We start from the raw sequence: 16,085 nt of genomic DNA, 5'->3' as shown, positions 1-16,085 counted from the left end.
TTCATAGCTTTCGGACTCAAGTCATGATCAAGAACGATCAACGGCAGGGGTCTGGATGGCAGTCGCGCGCTACAGGCGCATCGCCGACGACATCCGGCAGCGCATCGCCCGCGGCGACTGGACCATCGGCCAGCCCCTACCCTCCCGCCGCCAACTCGCCTCCGAGTACGGCGTCAACGAGCAGACCATGCGCCTCGCCTACGTTCTGCTCCGCAGGACAGGAATCCTCGAGGGCGAGGAGCGGAAACAAGTCGTCGTCGCGCATCCTGCTGCCGTGCGCACTCTCACCGACGTGGACGCCGACTGGCCGTATGCGACCGAGACCACCGACACCCGCCCGCGGCCGGCCACCGAAGAACTTGCCGCGCGACTGGACGTCCCGGCCCGCACACAGTTGCGGCACGAGACGGTCGAGTGCCTGGATCCGGGTGGCCGTTCGGCCATGCTCGTGTCGACCTGGTGGCGGGGCAGGCGAAGGGCACACGTCTCGTTCGTCGCCGAGCTGGGAACGGTCGAGCTCGGCGAGGAGCAGGCACACGCCCTCGGCCTGCTGGTTGACGCGGTCGTCTATCGCGTGGTGCGGACCCGGTTCGATGAGCATGGCTCTCCTGCGGAGACAGCGGACCTGATTCTCCCGATGGACCGGTGGACGATCCGGCTGGGAGGGTGAGTTCACCGGGCGGGGTCTGGGCACGGCGAACTCCTTACTCTCGCGTTCAATGGATATGCCGGGAACCGTTCACAGTGCAATAGTTTCGGCATTCCGTTCGCGCCCCGTGCGAAACAATCACGCCTGGTCAGGCTTGGGCCCACGCTTCACGGCGGTCGGATGCCGGGCCCGTTCTTCCCGCCACGCCCGCTCGAGGCCCCGGCCCTCCGCGCACGGGCGGACACCCCGCCGGCACGCGGGGCAGGCCTGTACGTGGTCGAGGTGCTTGCGGTAGCTGGGCAGCACTGGGAGCGGGCGGATGTGCATGGTCATGCCTCCTGGCGTGTACCGCTTGCGAGGAGGATGCGGGCGATGATCTCGACGCAGGCGTCTTCCTTGCCGCGCTCGCCGACTTCGTAGTCGAAGCCCGTGTAGTAGCGGCCCCTCCGGAGGGTGATCTCCTCGGCAAGCAGGCTGTGGATCGGGTTGGTGACCTGGAGTCGTTTCTCGGGGGCGCAGACGGCGACGGTGAAGCCGCGCTTCTCCAGTAGGGAGGCTAGGTTTTGCAGGTCGGTGTCCACGTGAAGACGATCTCAACAGTGACGGTGGGGGCGGGATATGACATCCAATGACACGGAGTCGATCATGCGGACGGTGGCGTACACGGGCACCCGGAACACGGGGCACCGCAGCCTCGGCGAGTACACGAGCCTGTTCGCCGACTACCTGGCCCCGTTCGGTGACGCCCACTTCTACATCGGCGGCGCGAAGGGCATGGACACCCTCGGGCTGCTGTGGCTGGCCGGTAACACCCCGGCCCGGATCACGATCGTCGTGCCGGGCCGCGTGGACCAGCAGCCGGCCGAGGCCCGTCAGGCCATCGCCCGCTGCCGGGACCGCATCGGCGACATCGTCGAGCTGAAAGCGGTTGAGCTTCGGTCTCCGGCGTATCACGAGCGGAACCGGTACATGGTGGACCGGTCGTCGATGGTGATCGGCTTCCCGCACGGGGACGAGCCCGAGTCGGGTACGTGGCAGACCCTCAACTATGCGGCGGGGCTGCGGAAACCTCGCCTGATCGTCCCCATCTAGTCCCGGTTTGCGCAACGATGGTTGAGTGGACGACAGAACGGCGGGGGCTGCCGCGCTGAAGCGGCTGCGGAAGCGGCGCGGCCTGTCGCTGTCCGCGCTCTCGCAGGCGCTCCTTGAGTCCGCGACTGTGCTGCATCTGCGGCACCTGCCGTGCGCGGCGTCCGTGCAGCGCACCGTCTCCCGGTGGGAGGCTGGCACGGCCGCGCCGGACGACCGGTACCAGTTGCTGCTCGCCCACGTGTACGCGCGGACTCCTGTGGGTCAGGTGTCGCTCGGCGCCGGCTCGGACTTCGCCGAACTCCTGGACGCGCTCGCCTTGTTCGGGGCTTCGGTGCGGCAGTTGGCTGACCTGCGCACCACGATCATCCGTGCCGTCACCGATCAGGGTGGGGCGAGCATGCTGGCTCTGCTGGCGCCCGGCAGCCAGGACGCACTCGCTGCGGCGATCGCCGACCCTGCGCGTACCGACGACTCCATCTGCCGGGACCTCGCCGCGACGGTCGCCAACGTCAACGCGGAGATCGGGAGCCTGCCGTTCGTGCGGCTGCAGCTGCTCCTGTCCCCCGCGGTCGAGGCGTGCCGCCGTCTGCTGGCCGGGCCTGTACCTGCCGAGCTTCAGGCGCAGTTGCGGGGCACTGCGGTCGCCGCGTCCACGCTGGCGGGCAGGCTGGCGTTCGAGACGCGTGACGACACTGCTTCTCGCGCCCTGTACGCGGAAGCCGCCGCCCAGGCGGGCGAGCTGTCGGAGCCGTGGCGGCAGGCCGTTGTCCACATGTCGCACGCGCTGGTGACCCTGTATGCACAGGAGGGCTTGGAGCGGCCGCGGACGCTCGTCGACGCCGCTGTACGAGCGGCCCGATCCGGGGACAGCGTCATCGTCCGGGCGCGTGCCCACGCTCTGCAGGCGGAGATTGCGGCGCGGGCCGGTCTGGAGCGGCAGACGGATGCGGCGCTCGGCCTGTCCTGGTACGACATGGAGGCCGACCACAGCGGGGATCCGTCGTCGAGCAGTTTCACGGCCGGGCATCTGCGCGGCTTCGAGGGCGTCTGTCGGCTGTGGGTGGGTGATCCGGCGGTGGCTCACGACCAGTTCGAGGCGTCGGCGGCAGCGTTGTCGGGCCGTCGGGAGCAGGTGCAGCGGGCGATCGTCACGACCGACCAGGCGCTGGCCCGGATCCGCATGGGCGAGCCGCGGGATGCCGCGGACCTGCTGCACCGGTGCGTGGATGCCGCGGCAACGACCGGAGGCCGCGTCCCGGCGATCCGGCTGCGCAGGGTGCGTCAGGAGCTGCGGCCATGGCGGCGTGAGGACTGGGTGCAGGATCTCGACGACCATCTGATGGGCGTCCTCGGCGCATAGATCGGTATATGCCGTCTCTGGCCTGTGCGTGGCTGATTGTCAGTGGCTGCACGTAGGCTTCTTCACATGATCCCCATCCAGCCGCCTGGCACTGTACGGTCTGCTGCCGAGCTCAACGAGCAGATCCGCGGGCTAATGCTGCGCTCCGGCGGCCGGTTGAGCGCTGAGCAGCGTGCCGAGTACGAGGTACTCATAGTCGAGTGGGCGGCGGCGGTGCGTGGGGAGATCGTGAAGGCGGCCTAGGAGAGGGCCATCCATGCGAGGGCGCCGAAGAAGCCGAATCCACTGGCCATCCACGCCACGGCCATGAACGCCTGGAACAGGCCGTACCGCACGCCGAAGGCTTCCCAGTAGTCGCGCCAAAGTCGCATAGCAGCAGCATGGCAGGGAGCGCCGCTGCCGTGGATGAATGGTGACCGATCTATGATCCGTCCGTGAGCGATGAACCAACCCCGGAGATGATCCAGCTTCAGCAGGCCGCCGATGACGCGTACCGGCGCGTACAGGAGTTGCAGGAACGATTCGGTCCCCCGACGCAAGGCGACGGCTGGACCGACGAGCAGCACGCAGAATGGCAGGGCCTCTGGGAAGCGTGGCTGGAAGCCGCGACAGCCGCCCGGACCACGATCCCGCAGCCGCTCGAGATGGCCGTGAAGAAGATCGTGCGGCACCCCGAAAGCGTCGACGCCGCAGCCTGAGCGCGCGCCGCACCCCCTGCCTCGCGCCCTGAAAGCAGCGCACCCGGCTCCCCCGTCGCTGTACGGGGAAGCCGGGCTCGAGCGCAGCAAGCACTGACGTGCGTAAGCCTACGGGCACGCACCGACAACGCCGGGGCTACGGCCAGGACTTCAGCGTCTCGTCGGTCCCGGTGTCGACCAGGACGATGCGGGCAGTACCGCGGCCGTGGTCGCCGACCCAACGCGTGAACCGACTCTCCGCGTGCGCGCGCTTCTCCCACCAGCCGGTCGCGACGGTGGCGTCGTCGACGGTGAGCATGAGCCGGAATCTGCCCGTCGGATCCATGCCGTGATCGTCTCCCTGGTCGTCGCGTGCACCACCCAAGCATAGAATCGAACGTATGCACGACCTGAATCCGGAGGAGCGCCTCGCCAAACACCGCGCCGTCGAAGCCTGGCTGGAGTACCAGCTCCACCAGACCCGGCAGACCATCGCCGAACTGGAGAAGAAAGCCGCGCAGTGGGAGCGCATGAAAGAGGCCTCCTACCAGGAACGACGCTTCACCATCGAACCAGCGCGCACCGAAGACGGGCCCGAGATCCTGCACCGCGGCAACTGCCGCAAGCAGCAGCCGGCGCCCGTCGACTTCTACCTGCCCGAAGAACTCTCGTGGGAGGCCGGGCAGCGGCGGCTCGTGCCGTGCGACGCGTGCAACCCCATGCCCGGCCTGCGGGGGCGGATGCCGCGCATGCAGTCCGACGAAGGGGCGTGACTGCGTCGTCCGGCCTAGCCCCACACGCGCCCTGCGCCAGCCCGGCCGAGGCTGTGACCGTGGAGTATCCCGTCGCTGTCGCGCTCGCCGAGAACGTTGCCGCGCTGCCCACCGGGCCGGGCTGGTGGTACGAGCCCAAATTCGACGGCGACAGAGCGATCTTGTGGCGGCAGGAGACGGCGCGCATCCAGACCCGAGCAGGGCGCGACGCCACCGAACAATGGATCGACATCGCCACCGCCGCCATGGACCTCCCCAAAGACACGGTCCTCGACGGGGAACTCGTCATCTGGCGCGACGGCCGCACCGACTTCAGCGCCGTCCGCTCGCGTGCGTCGTCCCGCGGCCGACGCCTCGCCGACCTCACCAGCAGGCACCCCGCCACCTACGCCGTGTTCGACTGCCTCATGCTCGCGGGCAAGGATCTCCGCGGGCGGCCCTATATCGATCGTCGCGCCGCCATGCTTGACCTGCTGGCGGACGTGCCGCCGCCGATCCAGGCGGTGCCCGCCACCGACGACCCGGAGGTGGCCCAGGTGTGGTTCGAGCAGCTCCCGGAGCAGGGCATCGAAGGTGTCGTCGCGAAACGCGCCGCCTCCCCATATCGGGCGGCCCGAATCTGGAAGAAGATCCGCCACAGCGAGACCGTAGACGCGCAGGTCGTCGGCTACGTCGGGCCGCCCGGGCGACCTCGCCGGATCGCCGTGCAGTTGCCCGACGGGCGGCGCGTGCTGTCGCGGGCAGTCACCGCGCCCATCGCCGCGGCCGTCGCCCGCCACATCGCGGCGACTGGGGCCGGTGGACGGGAGCACACGGACGGCGGGGAGCCGTACTCGAGCATCGGCCGCGGGCTGATCGTCGAAGTCGCGGCAGGGACCACGCGGCACGCCACGGTCAGCGTCACCCGGCTGCGCTGACTGGCTCACCGGGATTGTCAGTGCAGTCGTCCATGATTATCGACATGGCGATCACGATGGACGACTACGGGCTGACCTGGACTGACAGCACCGGCACCAACCACGCCGCCGTCGCTCACTACGACAAAGGCAGCGCCGACCACCGCAAGGCCGAGCTGGAAGCAGCCGGCTGCACCGCGGTCGAGATCGTGCCGGTGAAGGTCGGGCAGGTGCTCGAAGCGAAGACCTGACGTTCACGTGTCGTTGCCGACCACGGCGTGCGGAACGTGAGAGCTTCGATGCGGCAGCCTCAGGTGACCTCGGTCCGTTCGCTTAGCCGCATCCGTGTCCTGAGGTTGGGCTTGCCCTGAGGCTGCCGCAGACGTGGGCAGGTCAGCAGTAGCCGACCTTCTTGAACCCGACCCAGAACTCGCCCTTGTTGTTCACGCTCGCGTTCTTACCGAACTCCGTGAAGTTGTGGGCGCCCATGATGCGGCCGACACGGCCCTGCGACGTGCTGTTGATGTCGATGTACGGCGGGCCGACCGGGTTCATCACGAACTCTGCGGACGCGTCCCCTGGGGCGCGGGTTCCGCTCGCGTAGCAGGGCGAGAAGTTCGAGCGGCGCAGCACGAGATCCCCGTTGTCCTGCATGGTCACCGTGTAGCCGCTATTGCAGATCGACTGGTTGACGCCCAGCGTTCCGGAGAACGAGCTGCCGATGCAGTTCGCCGCCCGCGCCTTGACCGGCTCTGCGGATGCGGTTCCTCCGAGCGCGGCGACTCCAACGGCACCGGCTGTCAGCGTGACAGCGAGAACACGCTTCACGAAGATCATGAACATTGCTCCTTGATCCTTGAACAATGCACAGGCCGAATCCCCCTCCCCGATGCCCGTGCAGCCGCCGACTCCCGGCCTGCCACCTCAACCTGACACGCCCCTGTCAGCAGCGCATTCCACCTGCACCCGTCCGATACAGGTACGCAAAAAGCGTCCCGTCTCCACGGGGGCGAGAGACGGGACGTTCGCGCAGTCTGGCACGGAGGCCGACGGCTCAGTGGATGTTCCGCCTATGGGCTTCGCGGCGGATCCAGACGGCCAGCCTCTGAGCCCTGAGGGCCCGTTCCCGCTTCTCCCCTGTCAGGAATGGCGGGAGCGCCTTCGGTTCACCGCCCGGTTCAAGGAACCAGTCCGCCTTCCACGCGAGATGGAACTGGTCGGCGTAGGCGTACCAGTCGTCCCAGCTGATGCTGTATCCCGACGGCGGGCAGCAGATGTCCGCGTTGACGGCGTTGAAGAGCTGGTGCGTTTCCTCGCCGCCGAAGTCGGTGTCGTGCGGCTCGCCGAGGTAGCGCGAGATGAACTTGGCTGCGTTGACGCGGCCTGCGTACATGAGTCCTCCCAGACTCGACCGTTTCCAGGCCCCGCGCCTGCATCGAAGGTAGCCCAGGATTCGCGATCTGTCCGAGGCGCTTCCCCCGAGGGATGTTCGCGTTTCATTGGTGGTCCCTCGTGAACTGCAACAGTCGGCGGCGATCGCTGCAGCACGATTCGTTTCATGGGGCGTTTCAAAAGACCTGCGGACTGAAACATCCCCATGAAACAATTGGGCATGGCCGCCGACCCGCACGTCCTCGTCGAGCAACACGACTGCCCGATGTCCACCTGCCAGGCCCCCGCCGGCTCCCCCTGCCGGACAACCAAGGGCCGCGTCGCGATCCAGTACCACACCGCCCGGTTCCGACTCGTGTCGCAACTCAAGAAGGATCTCTCCGTAGCAACTCCCCCGGAGCGGAAGCCCGGACAACGGTGGGAAGCCCTCCCTGCCCCCGACATCGCCAAGACTGGCGGCGCGACCGGCAACGTCCGCATCGGCTACGCCCGCGCCTCCACCGCCCGGCAGTCCATCGACTATCAGATGGACGCGCTCAACGACGCCGACGTCAGCCGCATCTTCTCCGAGAAGGTCAGCACCCGCGTCAGGACTCGGCCTGAGCTGACCAAGGCCATCGAGTTCGCGCGCGAACTCCGCACCACCGGACTCGAAGTGACGCTAGTCGTCCACGAACACAAGCGGCTCGGCCGCGGCTCCGACCTCGTCACGCTCGCCGAAGCGCTCAAGGAGTACGGCATCCGGCTGGAGTTCCTCACCGGCGAACTCCGCGGCGAGCACGACCCGTCCGGACCGATGTTCGCGTTCTGCGCCGCCATGTCTGGCATGGAGCGCGAGTACATCCGCGAGCGCACCCTCGACGGACACGAGACCGCCCGCAAGAACGGCAAGACGATCGGCGGGGCCAGCGTCACCGACAAAGACATGCTCGGCATGGCGCTCCACCTGCGCGGCCAGAACCTCAGCCTGCGCGAGATCGCGGGCAAGCTCGTCATCACCAGCGGCAAGAAGAAGGGGCAGCACCCGTCGCCGGCCACCGTCATGCGACTACTCAGGGACCACGACGAGGCGACGGCGCTCAGCGAGTAACCCGACCGTGCCGCGGTCGGCGCACAACCTTGGGATGCCGCCGGGTGTCAGACATGCGCACCACTTGATCGAATTCCCGGAGTGCCCGATGCCCGACAGCCACCCGTCCGAGGCTGCCCGCTTCATGATTCCCGCGTTCACGCCACCCGACCAAGGACTCGTCGACTGGATGGACGAGGAAGAAGCCGCCATCACTGTCGGGTTGGGCCTCGTCGCGAGAGAGGCAGCGGCGGCCGAGTATGTGCTTCACGGAATCCTCGTTCACCTCAAGGGCGTAGCCAGGGCGTACAGCTTCGAAGCAGCCACTCCAGGCGGAGGCCTGGTGACGAGCTGCAGGTCCGCTTTCAGAAAGCTGCCTGCCGTGCTCGTACCCGCACCGTGCCGTGCCTCGTTGGAACGTGGACTCAATCTCGCCGCCGAGCTATTCGACCTGCGAAATCGAGCGCTGCACGGTTACTGGATCTTCGACCCTGCATCCCAGTCGTGGTTGACCTTGAAGGGCTCTCGGCGCACGCCGCATCCAGAAATCACTTTCTCGGACAGCGGCGAGGTGTGGCAGCTAGCGAGCAGACTTCGCGACCTGCATCAGGGCCTACTCAAGTGGGACATCGCCCACTTCGGCGAACTCTCCGAGCGGGAGGACGGCACTCTCGGCGTCACGTCAGTGAAGCGCCGTTGACGCCTGATCGCCCGCGATACCGCATGTTATCGAGAGTGGTACATGGTCAACTCCGCGCATCATGGCGGCCGTTGGGGGCCAGTACCTTGCGATCAAGACCTTAAGGTCCTTAAGCTCTCTTCATGGAAAAGTCCTACGGCATCGAATCAGCCCGAGCCAAGCTCGGCGAGATCGCCGACCACGCCCGGATCACCGGGGAAGTCGTCCAGCTGACAAGGAACGGTCGAACCGTGGCCGTCATCGGACCCTCCGAAGCGGTACATCCCGGATCCGCGATCCAGATTCTCGTACTGTTCCCCGACTGCGAGTTCACCGTGCCAATGCCTGCCGTCCCTCGCATCGGCGACTACTTCGAGTGGACCGATGACGACGGGGCCGAGTCGTTCTGGCGAGTGGAAGACGTCGTCTGGCCCGCCAGCAGGGGCGGGCTCTCCACTCCGGGGATACAACTCAAGCCCGCATCGCCGCCCGGAACCGAACCGAAGGAAAAGTGACCATGCCGATCATCCGCTCGGACCGCATCAGCGGCACCGTCTATGCCATCGCCACGACCGCCGAGCGCGCGGGCGACATGGCCATCGACTATCTGCGCGACAAGGACGACGACGCCAAGCACCGCCACTACGGCGTCTTCGACGACCGCGACGCCGCAGACAAGGAGCTGTACAACAAGTTCGGCTCCTACGACACCGACCGGGATCGCGTGTACGCGATCAGCCTCGACATCCGCATCGCCGACGAAAAGTGAGGACACCGGACGTGAACTACAACGCCAAGGAACCGTCCAGCTACGAGGAATGCGCCTGTGAGGCTGAACGCCTCCTCAACCAAGCGGCCCAGGCCAACGACGCTGGCGTCATGGCCAGGCGGATTGCCGCCGCCGAAGTGTGGGCCCGCCTCGCGCAGGCCGCCGCCGACCGCACCTCCGAGAAATGAGGACGCCATGACTCGCGAGGAGTACGAGGAGAGGCGCCGTCGCCTGGAGGCGGACGCGGCCGACGCGAAGAAGACGCTCAACCGGGCCCGCTCCGTGTACGACGGCATCTGCGACGAACTGCGCAACCTGCGGATCGACTGGAGCGAGCAGGAGAAGAACGCAGCAAAGTGACGCAGCGAAGCCCCGGCCAGGATCAGTGGCCGGGGCTTCAGCGTGCACTCTACGGCGGAGGGCCGTTACCCGCCGGCTCCGGCCCTCCTATCCACTAGCCGCCTCACGCTGCGGGCGGTGGACGCGTCCGTCGCGTCACGCTCTCGCTCCCCTATATACGGTCCCGCTGCGGCGGGGTAACGACCGCGTGACGGAAGTTCACGTTTCCACCACATGTGTCTTACCGTTTCCTCCGCTATCTCATCCCTGGGGGGAATCATGCGCGTTCGCGCTACTGCAGCCACGGCTGCGCTACTACTGGCCGCTCTGACCGCATGCAGCGGCAGCGAAGAGAAGGCCGAGACGAAGCCGTCCCCGGTCAAGTCGACCGCGGCGTCGAAGAAGAAGGTCGACTGTACCGACGAGGGCCTGTCGCAGGCCGAGTGGATGAAGTCCTGCTCCGAAGAGGGCGGCGACGCGAGCGCCGGACCTGAGGAGGGCGCCGGCACGGGCGGGGACGGGAAGACGAGTGGGTTCAAGTTCGGCGACTCGTTCACGTGGCCTGACGGGGTGAAGGTGAGCGTCGTCGAGGCCAAGGTGTTCAAGGACTGGGATGCGGAGGCGCTCGAGTCGCCCGACCCGAATGCCACGGAGTTCCGGGTGAAGCTGCGCATCACGAACGGCAGTGGCGCGGCCGTGAAGTTGGACGACTTCTCCACTCTGGTGGATGGGGCGGTGAACGGTGGCGAGGCGTCGGCGTCGGTCTTCGAGCGGGGGTCGGATCCGCTCGAGGGCCGTCTCGGTTCGAAGGTCACGGTGACCAAGACTGACGACAACTCCCTGGAGAAGAAGTACGGCAGGAAGATCGTGGTCACGGTGCAGCGCACGAATGATGACGCCGACGTTCTCGACTTCCCCGAGTTCGAGGGCGAGATCATCGGCTGACAGGTTGGCGGCTCACCGGTCCATGATGGTGAGGTAGATGGATCGTTCGTCGATTCGGCCGCCGATGGTGGTGATCTGGCAGGTCAGCTTGCAGGTGGCGCCGACGTCGCCGCCCGACACTCGTTGTGTGACGAGGGTGTCGGTGACGCTCGGCTCGCCGACGGCGGTGAGTCCATCGGGTACGTGGACTGTGGCGGTGCTGATGGTGTCCCCTGCTCCGGCCAGCCAGGGTGCCCAGTCCCAGCTGTAGTCCAGCAGTGCGGCGGGGTCTTTGATGAAGCTGGTCATGCCTACCTCACTGTCAGGGTGCGCCCGTCGGCGGGGATGGTGACCTGCCGGGGTTCGGCAGGGATTTGGATGGTGCGTTTTCGGCTTAGCGCGGTGGCGAGTTGGGGGACGAGCGGGCGCGCCGTGGAGATCTCCAGTGCCGGCGTCAGGCGGGCGGTTTTGAGGCCGGCGAGTGGTTGGGCGGTCTCGATGGCGGCGACGGCGGGGAGAGTGCTCGTCTTGGTTCCGGCGAGAGCCTGCGCTGCGGCATGTTCGGTGGCGGGCGCGAGTCCAGCCGTCTTGGCCCCGTTGAGGAGCTGCGCTGCGGCGGCTTCTGCGACAGCACCCAGGGTCGCGGTCTTCGTTGCCATGAGCGGCTGCACGGTCTCGGCGTCGGTTGCGGTGGGGAGTGTGGCGGTCACGCCTGCGGTGACGTCCGCGGCAGAGAAGTCGTCGTAACGCAGGCCGGACACCGCCATGACGCGCAGTCCGACGGACGTGCCGGTCGCTACGGACGTGTTGACGACGCTGACCCTCTCGATCCCGTTGACGAATCCCTTGATCGTGGATCCGACGGCCTGCACTTTGGCGATGTCTCCGGGTGCGACCGGGACGGCGTAGGTGCCGATCGCGGTGAAGCCGCCGCCGACGACCGCGAAGAGATCCCAGGACGATCCGTTTGTCCGCCACAGGTAGCCGTTGCTGAGCGTCGCGTCGCCGCGGCACCACACGCCTTGGCTGGCGGCCGTGGTGGCGGCGATCGTGACCTGTGCGGAGTGGTCGCTGCTGGCCATCGCGGTGGCGGCGCGAAGGATCGTGTTTCCGCTAGAGGTGTCGGGCGCCAACTGCCCGCCGGTGATCGACCAGTCGCCGGACACCTCCACCCAGCCTGCGCCCAGATCGGTTGAGTCCGCTCGGTTGAAGTCGTCGCTGAAGCTCGCCATCAGTTCGTCGGTGAGGTGGCTCGGAAGAAGTCGCCGCCGCTGAGGGTGAACGCGATGCCGTCTGGGCTCCAGGTCAGGTCGTGTTTGGTGAGCGGGATGATGGCCGCGTCGCTGGGTGCCGTGATGTCGGGGACGTAGCCGATGACGAAGGCGCCGACCTTGTTACCGGTGGGCGATGGCCAGGACACGCCGGCGAAGGCGATGTTCACTCTGTCGTTCGTGTCGTCGACGGTGACGGTTACCCCGGACAAGGTTTTGCGTCCGACGGTGGTCTGCTCGTTCGTGGCGCCGGCCACGACGTCCGCGAACGTGTCCTTGTCGCGGAGGACGGCGTCGGTCTCGAGGGCGTTCTCCTCCAGCGCGATGAGTACGAGGGCGTCGTTCGCGTTGGGCAGGGAGGCGTAGTAGCCGACCTTGCCGAGGGCGATGTTGAAGGTGAACGTGGCCATGGTCAGTCTCCCGACGAGTGTGCGCGTTGAGCTTGGAGGAGGAGCCGCGTGCGCTGGATCATGATGGTGGCGATGGCGAGGACGGTGAGGGTACGGACGCCGCGCATGACGATGGCGAAGCAGCCGTCGGGGAAGAAGCTGACGAGCACGGTGTAGGCGCTGAGCAGTCCTACGGCCGCGGCGAACGCCATGAGGTTGCGGCCGATATCGCTGCGCCACCAGGGCGCCTTCGCGTGGTAGGTCACGATGAAGACGGCGCAGGCGATGGCGGCGAGCGTCGACGCGCCGATGTTGATCCACTGGTCCACGCTGAGGTCCCTCATGATGCTGCTCCTCTGAACGCGGCTTCGATGCGCTCGCGCAGGTGGTTCTCTTGCCGGGCTCGCCGGAGGGGGGCGACGGCCGCGTCGACGCTGGACTGGCGTGCTTCTGCTGCTCGGCGACCGGTCCGAGACCGCTCGAGGGCGGCCTCGGACGCTCGCAGGTCTGGCTTTTCACGGCCCGTAAGGCGGTGCCGGATCCAGGCGATCACCGGGGTTCACCTCCTCCCCGTTGGTCCGCGGCGGTGGGGGGAGCGCCGTGAGGAGGTTGCCGCCGAGTCGGGCCATTTCGAGGAGTTCGTTGGTTTGGTCGTGCTCGACTTTGCGGGCTGCCTCGGACTCGAGGAAGGCGGCCCGCCAGTTGTCGCGGTCGGCTATCAGGTCCTCGTGGGTCTTCCGCGGTATGAGGCGGCCGGTGAGGATGAACAGCACGACGAGGGTGAGGAGTGCGACGGCTCCAGCGTCGGTGACTTGGACGCCGAAAATTTCGCTCACCGGAGCCTCCGCTCGTAGTGCCGGTCAGGCCGCGGTCTTGACGGGGCTGGACTGTTCCAGGGGCGTGGTGGACAGGGGTGGGGTGACGATGAACCGCTCGACGACGGCGAGGAGCGCGGCGATCGAACTCATCCAGAGAGCCTGGCGGTCGGCGGACCAGTCGAGGCCAAGGCCGACGAAGAGTGCCATGACGGCCTGGGCGGTCTGGAGGATGGCGGCGGCCCAGGCGCCGTTGTGGGCGACGAACGCGATGATGATGGCGACGATGCCGGCGGCGATCGCGTTGATGGCGGTCTGGACGCCTGCGGACACGTTGAGTTCGTAGCCGGCGAGCTTCACGGCCGCGGCGATGAGGCCGAGGAGCAGGGCGGGTTCTCTGCGGAGCAGCATGACGGTCTCCTAGATGGGTTGGGCAAGTTGGCGGCAGCCGATGACGGTGCCGGTGGCGTTGCGGACTTCGCGGTACGGGACGAGGAGGTCGTTGCGTTTGGCGGCGAGTCCGAGGGCGACGGGCAGCGAGACGATGTAGGAGACGCCTGCTTCGCGGCCGGGGAGGTCTTGGGCGTGGGTGTACTCGACGAGTGAGACGAGGATGCCGTCGCGGCTCTCGGGGTTGAGTTCGACCATGCCGAGCCGGGCGGGTGTGGCTGCGGGCTCGATGGTGTGCAGCAGCCCATCGTCGAGGTCGTCGCTGCCGTCCTGCCGGTCGCTGCGGTAGATCCGGATGGGGTGCGGCGTCAGGTTGAGGATCACGCGACGACCTTGAACAGGCCGGTCTCGGAGCCGAGGGCCTTCAGCGAGGTCTTGCCGACGTAACCGTTGACGTCGCTGCCGGTCCAGCCGAGCTTGTGCTTGGCGGAGTACTGCTTCTGCCAGCGGCTGTAGGCGTCGGTGGTCATGGTGCCGAGGGATCCGTCGACCCACTTCGCGGCGAGGAGGCCCTTCGCCTTGAGGGCGTTCTCGAGGAGGCGGCCTTCGGTGCGGTGCAGGGCGGAGCCCTGCGCTGCCTTGGTGTCGGCCTTCTGAGAGGCGAGGATGTGCGCGAGAGACACGGACGGCAGCGTCGTCGTCGACGGCGCCTTGTACTTGGGGCGTCCGAATCCGGCGACGTCGTGGACGTACCTTGCCCTGCGAGCGCAGACGTTGGCGGTGTTGCCTTCGATGGTGAGCAGGGTTTTGCCGGAGACGCCGGTGACGATGCCGACGTGGTCGATGGCGCCGATGCTGGAGGAGCCGCCCCAGTCGAAGAAGACGATGTCGCCTCGGCGTATGCCGGTTCCGGCGAAGCCCTTCGTCATGGCGGTCCACTGGCCGGCGGCCTGGAAGCGGGCGGCGTGGGCGACGGTGTAGGCGTAGTCGGTGCCGAAGCAGACGGTGTCGTGGTTGCCGGAGTCGACGGCGGCCCAGGTGATCGTGGCGTTGCACCACGGGAAGTTATAGCTGTACGCCGAGCCGTTGCGCTTGCGGTACCAGTCCTGGATGGAGTTGGGCTCGCCGGTGCCGAGCTTCTTCTCCATGGAGCTGATCATCGCTTCGAGGCCGCTCATGCTGCGTCGCCCCCGTCCGTATGGGCGGGGCCGTAGACGCCGCCCTGGGTGGGCTGCCCGAACTCTTCGGCGAGGAGGGCTTCTTCGTTCTCGACGGTGGGGCCGTTGCCGGTGGGGCGCAGGTGTTGGGCCTGCGCTGCGGCGTCCATGTCTGGGTTGTCGGGTCGGGGGTCGCCCATGGGGGCCTCCTGTGAGGGCTGGTGCGGCAGTCTGCGTCCCCTGCACAGCACTTGACCTCTGAATCATAGGCCAATCACCGCATCAAGCCTACGAATCGAAGGTATTGGCGTATGCTGCGGTGCGAGGAGGCGGACCGGTCCTGCGCCTTCTCCTGCGGCGGGCCCGGTCGTGCGGGCCCGGCCCGCCGCCCTTCCCCGCACGGCCCGCACCCGGAGGCCCGCCATGACAAGGCGCACCCCAGCCCAGAAGCTGGCCCGCAAACTCCAAGCCGAGACCGGCAAGCCCTACACGGCATGCCTCGCCGAGGCCAAGACATCGCTCGCCGAGCAGGGGCCTCCGACCGCCCACTGCCCGGTCAAGCACTGCGATCCCGACTTCTGCGGCGTCCACGCAGAGAGCGGCTGCACCTGGCAGGAGGCCACCGATGCCTGACGTGTTCACCGCCGAGGCGTCTCTGGCCCGCAACGTGCGTGCGGCCCGGAAGTGGCGTGGCGTCTCCCAGAAGCAGCTGTCGGCGCGCATGACCGAGTTGGGTTGTCCGATGAGTGAGGCGACGCTGTGCCAGCTGGAGAACGGGAAGCGGCGTATCGCGGTCGATGAACTCGCCGCGCTCGCGCAGGCCTTCGAGGTGCCGCTGCCGGTGATGCTGGTGGAGCCGTTCACGCCCCGGCCGGTCGAGTCGGAGCGCACGTTCACCGTGGGCCTGGCCGGCGACGCCGTGAAGGGCGTCGTGGCGACGAGCGTCGACACTCGGGACGGCTGGCTGTGGCTGCGGCACGGGTCCCGGACCGTGTTCGGTGCGCCACGGGAGGCAGTGAAGTTCGTGGGGGCAGACGATGACTGAGCACCAGCGGGCAAACGACGAGCTGGCCGGCCTCTGCCACAGGGCCTCATCGGGCAGGCTGGAGGTCAGGGATCTCAAGCCGCTGATGCGGACGCCTGTGACGGTGGCGGAGTGGGATGTGACGCCCGGCCTGCACGAGTGGATCGCACAGAAGGCCGCCAACGCCCCCGCGAGCGAGGCCCGCTGGAGTCGACTCACTGTGCGGCTCCTCGCCATGCACGAGTACACGCAGATTCCCTCGAATCGCGGCCCCGGCTTCTACTGCGGCCCCTGCCACGTCGACGACGGCGTCATCGAGGGCGGCGGCAACTGCCCGACGATCCTCGCCCTCGCCGAGGCCTACGGGCTTGAGGCTGCGGACGAAGAGGACGTGGAGGTGCGGCGTGGGTGAGACGTGGC

The 16,085-nt window shown here is 67.6% G+C and carries 33 protein-coding genes; 18 read left to right on the top strand and 15 right to left on the bottom strand.

The window, feature by feature from the left end; genetic code table 11:
* The first annotated feature begins 55 nt into the window (after positions 1 to 55).
* Positions 56 to 670 carry a GntR family transcriptional regulator gene (locus ACY34M_RS14970; RefSeq protein WP_462718123.1) on the top strand — a complete coding sequence of 205 codons (615 nt, stop codon included), beginning with the start codon at positions 56 to 58 and terminating at the stop codon, positions 668 to 670.
* 308 nt (positions 671 to 978) lie between these two features.
* On the opposite strand, the gene ACY34M_RS14965 is transcribed toward ACY34M_RS14970, so the two are convergent.
* A complete protein-coding gene (locus ACY34M_RS14965) occupies positions 979 to 1,230 on the bottom strand; it encodes a hypothetical protein (RefSeq protein WP_462718122.1) in 252 nt (83 codons plus the stop codon).
* A 37-nt stretch (positions 1,231 to 1,267) separates the two neighbouring features.
* Between ACY34M_RS14965 and ACY34M_RS14960 the strand changes: the two genes are divergently transcribed.
* From ACY34M_RS14960 to ACY34M_RS14950, 3 genes are all read left to right on the top strand, one after another.
* On the top strand, positions 1,268 to 1,741 hold the full coding sequence (locus ACY34M_RS14960; RefSeq protein ID WP_462718121.1) for a hypothetical protein: 474 nt from the start codon (positions 1,268 to 1,270) through the stop codon (positions 1,739 to 1,741).
* A 25-nt stretch (positions 1,742 to 1,766) separates the two neighbouring features.
* Positions 1,767 to 3,101 carry a helix-turn-helix domain-containing protein gene (locus tag ACY34M_RS14955; RefSeq protein ID WP_462718120.1) on the top strand — a complete coding sequence of 445 codons (1,335 nt, stop codon included), beginning with the start codon at positions 1,767 to 1,769 and terminating at the stop codon, positions 3,099 to 3,101.
* Between the two features lie 66 nt (positions 3,102 to 3,167).
* Entirely contained in the window at positions 3,168 to 3,344 is a 177-nt protein-coding gene (locus ACY34M_RS14950) for a hypothetical protein (protein WP_462718119.1), read from the top strand.
* On the opposite strand, the gene ACY34M_RS14945 is transcribed toward ACY34M_RS14950, so the two are convergent.
* Positions 3,341 to 3,472: a hypothetical protein gene (locus ACY34M_RS14945; RefSeq protein WP_462718118.1), complete on the bottom strand. Its 132-nt coding sequence runs from the start codon at positions 3,470 to 3,472 to the stop codon at positions 3,341 to 3,343. The genes ACY34M_RS14950 and ACY34M_RS14945 overlap by 4 nt on opposite strands.
* Before the next feature lie 63 nt (positions 3,473 to 3,535).
* On the opposite strand from ACY34M_RS14945, the gene ACY34M_RS14940 reads away from it, so the two are divergent.
* Positions 3,536 to 3,799 (top strand): hypothetical protein, encoded by a 264-nt coding sequence (locus tag ACY34M_RS14940; protein ID WP_462718117.1) that lies wholly within the window; start codon positions 3,536 to 3,538, stop codon positions 3,797 to 3,799.
* Between the two features lie 136 nt (positions 3,800 to 3,935).
* Here the strand turns inward: ACY34M_RS14940 and ACY34M_RS14935 are convergent, their stop codons facing one another.
* Positions 3,936 to 4,124: a hypothetical protein gene (locus tag ACY34M_RS14935; RefSeq protein ID WP_462718116.1), complete on the bottom strand. Its 189-nt coding sequence runs from the start codon at positions 4,122 to 4,124 to the stop codon at positions 3,936 to 3,938.
* Between the two features lie 55 nt (positions 4,125 to 4,179).
* On the opposite strand from ACY34M_RS14935, the gene ACY34M_RS14930 reads away from it, so the two are divergent.
* The 3 genes from ACY34M_RS14930 to ACY34M_RS14920 are packed head-to-tail and all read left to right on the top strand — an operon-like array spanning position 4,180 to position 5,698.
* Positions 4,180 to 4,551 carry a hypothetical protein gene (locus ACY34M_RS14930; RefSeq protein ID WP_462718115.1) on the top strand — a complete coding sequence of 124 codons (372 nt, stop codon included), beginning with the start codon at positions 4,180 to 4,182 and terminating at the stop codon, positions 4,549 to 4,551.
* A 59-nt stretch (positions 4,552 to 4,610) separates the two neighbouring features.
* A complete protein-coding gene (locus ACY34M_RS14925) occupies positions 4,611 to 5,468 on the top strand; it encodes an ATP-dependent DNA ligase (protein WP_462718114.1) in 858 nt (285 codons plus the stop codon).
* A gap of 44 nt (positions 5,469 to 5,512) precedes the next feature.
* On the top strand, positions 5,513 to 5,698 hold the full coding sequence (locus tag ACY34M_RS14920; RefSeq protein ID WP_462718113.1) for a hypothetical protein: 186 nt from the start codon (positions 5,513 to 5,515) through the stop codon (positions 5,696 to 5,698).
* Between the two features lie 142 nt (positions 5,699 to 5,840).
* Here the strand turns inward: ACY34M_RS14920 and ACY34M_RS14915 are convergent, their stop codons facing one another.
* Both ACY34M_RS14915 and ACY34M_RS14910 read right to left on the bottom strand, forming a co-directional pair.
* A complete protein-coding gene (locus tag ACY34M_RS14915; RefSeq protein WP_462718112.1) occupies positions 5,841 to 6,284 on the bottom strand; it encodes a hypothetical protein in 444 nt (147 codons plus the stop codon).
* A gap of 217 nt (positions 6,285 to 6,501) precedes the next feature.
* Positions 6,502 to 6,840, bottom strand: coding sequence for a hypothetical protein (locus ACY34M_RS14910; protein WP_462718111.1), 339 nt, complete (start codon positions 6,838 to 6,840; stop codon positions 6,502 to 6,504).
* A 219-nt stretch (positions 6,841 to 7,059) separates the two neighbouring features.
* On the opposite strand from ACY34M_RS14910, the gene ACY34M_RS14905 reads away from it, so the two are divergent.
* From ACY34M_RS14905 to ACY34M_RS14875, 7 genes are all read left to right on the top strand, one after another.
* Complete coding sequence (locus tag ACY34M_RS14905) at positions 7,060 to 7,929, top strand: recombinase family protein (protein WP_462718110.1); 870 nt, start codon at positions 7,060 to 7,062, stop codon at positions 7,927 to 7,929.
* 88 nt (positions 7,930 to 8,017) lie between these two features.
* Positions 8,018 to 8,608, top strand: coding sequence for a hypothetical protein (locus tag ACY34M_RS14900; RefSeq protein WP_462718109.1), 591 nt, complete (start codon positions 8,018 to 8,020; stop codon positions 8,606 to 8,608).
* Positions 8,609 to 8,730: 122 nt separating this feature from the next.
* Positions 8,731 to 9,102: a hypothetical protein gene (locus ACY34M_RS14895; protein WP_462718108.1), complete on the top strand. Its 372-nt coding sequence runs from the start codon at positions 8,731 to 8,733 to the stop codon at positions 9,100 to 9,102.
* A 2-nt stretch (positions 9,103 to 9,104) separates the two neighbouring features.
* Positions 9,105 to 9,356: a hypothetical protein gene (locus tag ACY34M_RS14890; RefSeq protein ID WP_462718107.1), complete on the top strand. Its 252-nt coding sequence runs from the start codon at positions 9,105 to 9,107 to the stop codon at positions 9,354 to 9,356.
* A gap of 11 nt (positions 9,357 to 9,367) precedes the next feature.
* Positions 9,368 to 9,544, top strand: coding sequence for a hypothetical protein (locus tag ACY34M_RS14885; protein ID WP_462718106.1), 177 nt, complete (start codon positions 9,368 to 9,370; stop codon positions 9,542 to 9,544).
* 7 nt (positions 9,545 to 9,551) lie between these two features.
* The gene (locus ACY34M_RS14880) at positions 9,552 to 9,716 is read left to right on the top strand and encodes a hypothetical protein (protein ID WP_462718105.1); all 165 of its coding nucleotides are present in this window, start codon (positions 9,552 to 9,554) and stop codon (positions 9,714 to 9,716) included.
* 258 nt (positions 9,717 to 9,974) lie between these two features.
* Positions 9,975 to 10,640, top strand: coding sequence for a hypothetical protein (locus tag ACY34M_RS14875; protein ID WP_462718104.1), 666 nt, complete (start codon positions 9,975 to 9,977; stop codon positions 10,638 to 10,640).
* 12 nt (positions 10,641 to 10,652) lie between these two features.
* Here the strand turns inward: ACY34M_RS14875 and ACY34M_RS14870 are convergent, their stop codons facing one another.
* Genes ACY34M_RS14870 through ACY34M_RS14825 form a run of 10 tightly spaced genes read right to left on the bottom strand, consistent with a single transcriptional unit; the run spans position 10,653 to position 14,841 of the window.
* The gene (locus tag ACY34M_RS14870; RefSeq protein WP_462718103.1) at positions 10,653 to 10,928 is read right to left on the bottom strand and encodes a phage fiber-tail adaptor protein; all 276 of its coding nucleotides are present in this window, start codon (positions 10,926 to 10,928) and stop codon (positions 10,653 to 10,655) included.
* Between the two features lie 2 nt (positions 10,929 to 10,930).
* Complete coding sequence (locus ACY34M_RS14865; protein WP_462718102.1) at positions 10,931 to 11,851, bottom strand: hypothetical protein; 921 nt, start codon at positions 11,849 to 11,851, stop codon at positions 10,931 to 10,933.
* Positions 11,851 to 12,300 (bottom strand): hypothetical protein, encoded by a 450-nt coding sequence (locus tag ACY34M_RS14860; RefSeq protein ID WP_462718101.1) that lies wholly within the window; start codon positions 12,298 to 12,300, stop codon positions 11,851 to 11,853. The genes ACY34M_RS14865 and ACY34M_RS14860 overlap by 1 nt, the downstream gene beginning before the upstream one ends.
* 2 nt (positions 12,301 to 12,302) lie before the next feature.
* Positions 12,303 to 12,623, bottom strand: coding sequence for a putative phage holin (locus tag ACY34M_RS14855; RefSeq protein ID WP_462718100.1), 321 nt, complete (start codon positions 12,621 to 12,623; stop codon positions 12,303 to 12,305).
* Positions 12,620 to 12,832 (bottom strand): DUF7620 family protein, encoded by a 213-nt coding sequence (locus ACY34M_RS14850; RefSeq protein WP_462718099.1) that lies wholly within the window; start codon positions 12,830 to 12,832, stop codon positions 12,620 to 12,622. Before ACY34M_RS14850 ends, ACY34M_RS14855 begins: the two co-directional genes overlap by 4 nt.
* Complete coding sequence (locus ACY34M_RS14845) at positions 12,795 to 13,115, bottom strand: hypothetical protein (protein WP_462718098.1); 321 nt, start codon at positions 13,113 to 13,115, stop codon at positions 12,795 to 12,797. The genes ACY34M_RS14850 and ACY34M_RS14845 overlap by 38 nt, the downstream gene beginning before the upstream one ends.
* 24 nt (positions 13,116 to 13,139) lie before the next feature.
* Positions 13,140 to 13,505 (bottom strand): hypothetical protein, encoded by a 366-nt coding sequence (locus ACY34M_RS14840; RefSeq protein WP_462718097.1) that lies wholly within the window; start codon positions 13,503 to 13,505, stop codon positions 13,140 to 13,142.
* A 9-nt stretch (positions 13,506 to 13,514) separates the two neighbouring features.
* A complete protein-coding gene (locus ACY34M_RS14835) occupies positions 13,515 to 13,868 on the bottom strand; it encodes a hypothetical protein (protein WP_462718096.1) in 354 nt (117 codons plus the stop codon).
* The gene (locus ACY34M_RS14830) at positions 13,865 to 14,662 is read right to left on the bottom strand and encodes a CHAP domain-containing protein (RefSeq protein ID WP_462718095.1); all 798 of its coding nucleotides are present in this window, start codon (positions 14,660 to 14,662) and stop codon (positions 13,865 to 13,867) included. Before ACY34M_RS14830 ends, ACY34M_RS14835 begins: the two co-directional genes overlap by 4 nt.
* Positions 14,659 to 14,841 (bottom strand): hypothetical protein, encoded by a 183-nt coding sequence (locus ACY34M_RS14825; protein ID WP_462718094.1) that lies wholly within the window; start codon positions 14,839 to 14,841, stop codon positions 14,659 to 14,661. The genes ACY34M_RS14830 and ACY34M_RS14825 overlap by 4 nt, the downstream gene beginning before the upstream one ends.
* A 223-nt stretch (positions 14,842 to 15,064) precedes the next feature.
* On the opposite strand from ACY34M_RS14825, the gene ACY34M_RS14820 reads away from it, so the two are divergent.
* Genes ACY34M_RS14820 through ACY34M_RS14810 form a run of 3 tightly spaced genes read left to right on the top strand, consistent with a single transcriptional unit; the run spans position 15,065 to position 16,077 of the window.
* Positions 15,065 to 15,274 carry a hypothetical protein gene (locus ACY34M_RS14820; RefSeq protein ID WP_462718093.1) on the top strand — a complete coding sequence of 70 codons (210 nt, stop codon included), beginning with the start codon at positions 15,065 to 15,067 and terminating at the stop codon, positions 15,272 to 15,274.
* Positions 15,267 to 15,686, top strand: coding sequence for a helix-turn-helix domain-containing protein (locus ACY34M_RS14815; RefSeq protein ID WP_462718092.1), 420 nt, complete (start codon positions 15,267 to 15,269; stop codon positions 15,684 to 15,686). The genes ACY34M_RS14820 and ACY34M_RS14815 overlap by 8 nt, the downstream gene beginning before the upstream one ends.
* A complete protein-coding gene (locus tag ACY34M_RS14810) occupies positions 15,679 to 16,077 on the top strand; it encodes a hypothetical protein (protein WP_462718091.1) in 399 nt (132 codons plus the stop codon). The genes ACY34M_RS14815 and ACY34M_RS14810 overlap by 8 nt, the downstream gene beginning before the upstream one ends.
* Positions 16,078 to 16,085: the final 8 nt, after the last annotated feature.

This window comes from Streptomyces sp. EDA2-14 (assembly GCF_054963755.1).
Note: the sequence above shows the minus strand (reverse complement) of the source record. Positions and strands in the feature narration are given on the sequence as shown.

What these genes read in the sequence shown, in the direction of transcription:
- ACY34M_RS14970 (WP_462718123.1), top strand. Translation starts at nt 56, where the DNA reads ATGGCAGTCGCGCGCTACAGGCGCATCGCCGACGACATCCGGCAGCGC.
- ACY34M_RS14960 (WP_462718121.1), top strand. Translation starts at nt 1,268, where the DNA reads ATGACATCCAATGACACGGAGTCGATCATGCGGACGGTGGCGTACACG.
- ACY34M_RS14950 (WP_462718119.1), top strand. Translation starts at nt 3,168, where the DNA reads ATGATCCCCATCCAGCCGCCTGGCACTGTACGGTCTGCTGCCGAGCTC.
- ACY34M_RS14945 (WP_462718118.1), bottom strand. Translation starts at nt 3,472, where the DNA reads ATGCGACTTTGGCGCGACTACTGGGAAGCCTTCGGCGTGCGGTACGGC.
- ACY34M_RS14935 (WP_462718116.1), bottom strand. Translation starts at nt 4,124, where the DNA reads ATGGATCCGACGGGCAGATTCCGGCTCATGCTCACCGTCGACGACGCC.
- ACY34M_RS14930 (WP_462718115.1), top strand. Translation starts at nt 4,180, where the DNA reads ATGCACGACCTGAATCCGGAGGAGCGCCTCGCCAAACACCGCGCCGTC.
- ACY34M_RS14920 (WP_462718113.1), top strand. Translation starts at nt 5,513, where the DNA reads ATGGCGATCACGATGGACGACTACGGGCTGACCTGGACTGACAGCACC.
- ACY34M_RS14915 (WP_462718112.1), bottom strand. Translation starts at nt 6,284, where the DNA reads ATGATCTTCGTGAAGCGTGTTCTCGCTGTCACGCTGACAGCCGGTGCC.
- ACY34M_RS14910 (WP_462718111.1), bottom strand. Translation starts at nt 6,840, where the DNA reads ATGTACGCAGGCCGCGTCAACGCAGCCAAGTTCATCTCGCGCTACCTC.
- ACY34M_RS14905 (WP_462718110.1), top strand. Translation starts at nt 7,060, where the DNA reads ATGGCCGCCGACCCGCACGTCCTCGTCGAGCAACACGACTGCCCGATG.
- ACY34M_RS14900 (WP_462718109.1), top strand. Translation starts at nt 8,018, where the DNA reads ATGCCCGACAGCCACCCGTCCGAGGCTGCCCGCTTCATGATTCCCGCG.
- ACY34M_RS14895 (WP_462718108.1), top strand. Translation starts at nt 8,731, where the DNA reads ATGGAAAAGTCCTACGGCATCGAATCAGCCCGAGCCAAGCTCGGCGAG.
- ACY34M_RS14890 (WP_462718107.1), top strand. Translation starts at nt 9,105, where the DNA reads ATGCCGATCATCCGCTCGGACCGCATCAGCGGCACCGTCTATGCCATC.
- ACY34M_RS14880 (WP_462718105.1), top strand. Translation starts at nt 9,552, where the DNA reads ATGACTCGCGAGGAGTACGAGGAGAGGCGCCGTCGCCTGGAGGCGGAC.
- ACY34M_RS14875 (WP_462718104.1), top strand. Translation starts at nt 9,975, where the DNA reads ATGCGCGTTCGCGCTACTGCAGCCACGGCTGCGCTACTACTGGCCGCT.
- ACY34M_RS14870 (WP_462718103.1), bottom strand. Translation starts at nt 10,928, where the DNA reads ATGACCAGCTTCATCAAAGACCCCGCCGCACTGCTGGACTACAGCTGG.
- ACY34M_RS14865 (WP_462718102.1), bottom strand. Translation starts at nt 11,851, where the DNA reads ATGGCGAGCTTCAGCGACGACTTCAACCGAGCGGACTCAACCGATCTG.
- ACY34M_RS14860 (WP_462718101.1), bottom strand. Translation starts at nt 12,300, where the DNA reads ATGGCCACGTTCACCTTCAACATCGCCCTCGGCAAGGTCGGCTACTAC.
- ACY34M_RS14855 (WP_462718100.1), bottom strand. Translation starts at nt 12,623, where the DNA reads ATGAGGGACCTCAGCGTGGACCAGTGGATCAACATCGGCGCGTCGACG.
- ACY34M_RS14840 (WP_462718097.1), bottom strand. Translation starts at nt 13,505, where the DNA reads ATGCTGCTCCGCAGAGAACCCGCCCTGCTCCTCGGCCTCATCGCCGCG.
- ACY34M_RS14830 (WP_462718095.1), bottom strand. Translation starts at nt 14,662, where the DNA reads ATGAGCGGCCTCGAAGCGATGATCAGCTCCATGGAGAAGAAGCTCGGC.
- ACY34M_RS14825 (WP_462718094.1), bottom strand. Translation starts at nt 14,841, where the DNA reads ATGGGCGACCCCCGACCCGACAACCCAGACATGGACGCCGCAGCGCAG.
- ACY34M_RS14820 (WP_462718093.1), top strand. Translation starts at nt 15,065, where the DNA reads ATGACAAGGCGCACCCCAGCCCAGAAGCTGGCCCGCAAACTCCAAGCC.
- ACY34M_RS14815 (WP_462718092.1), top strand. Translation starts at nt 15,267, where the DNA reads ATGCCTGACGTGTTCACCGCCGAGGCGTCTCTGGCCCGCAACGTGCGT.
- ACY34M_RS14810 (WP_462718091.1), top strand. Translation starts at nt 15,679, where the DNA reads ATGACTGAGCACCAGCGGGCAAACGACGAGCTGGCCGGCCTCTGCCAC.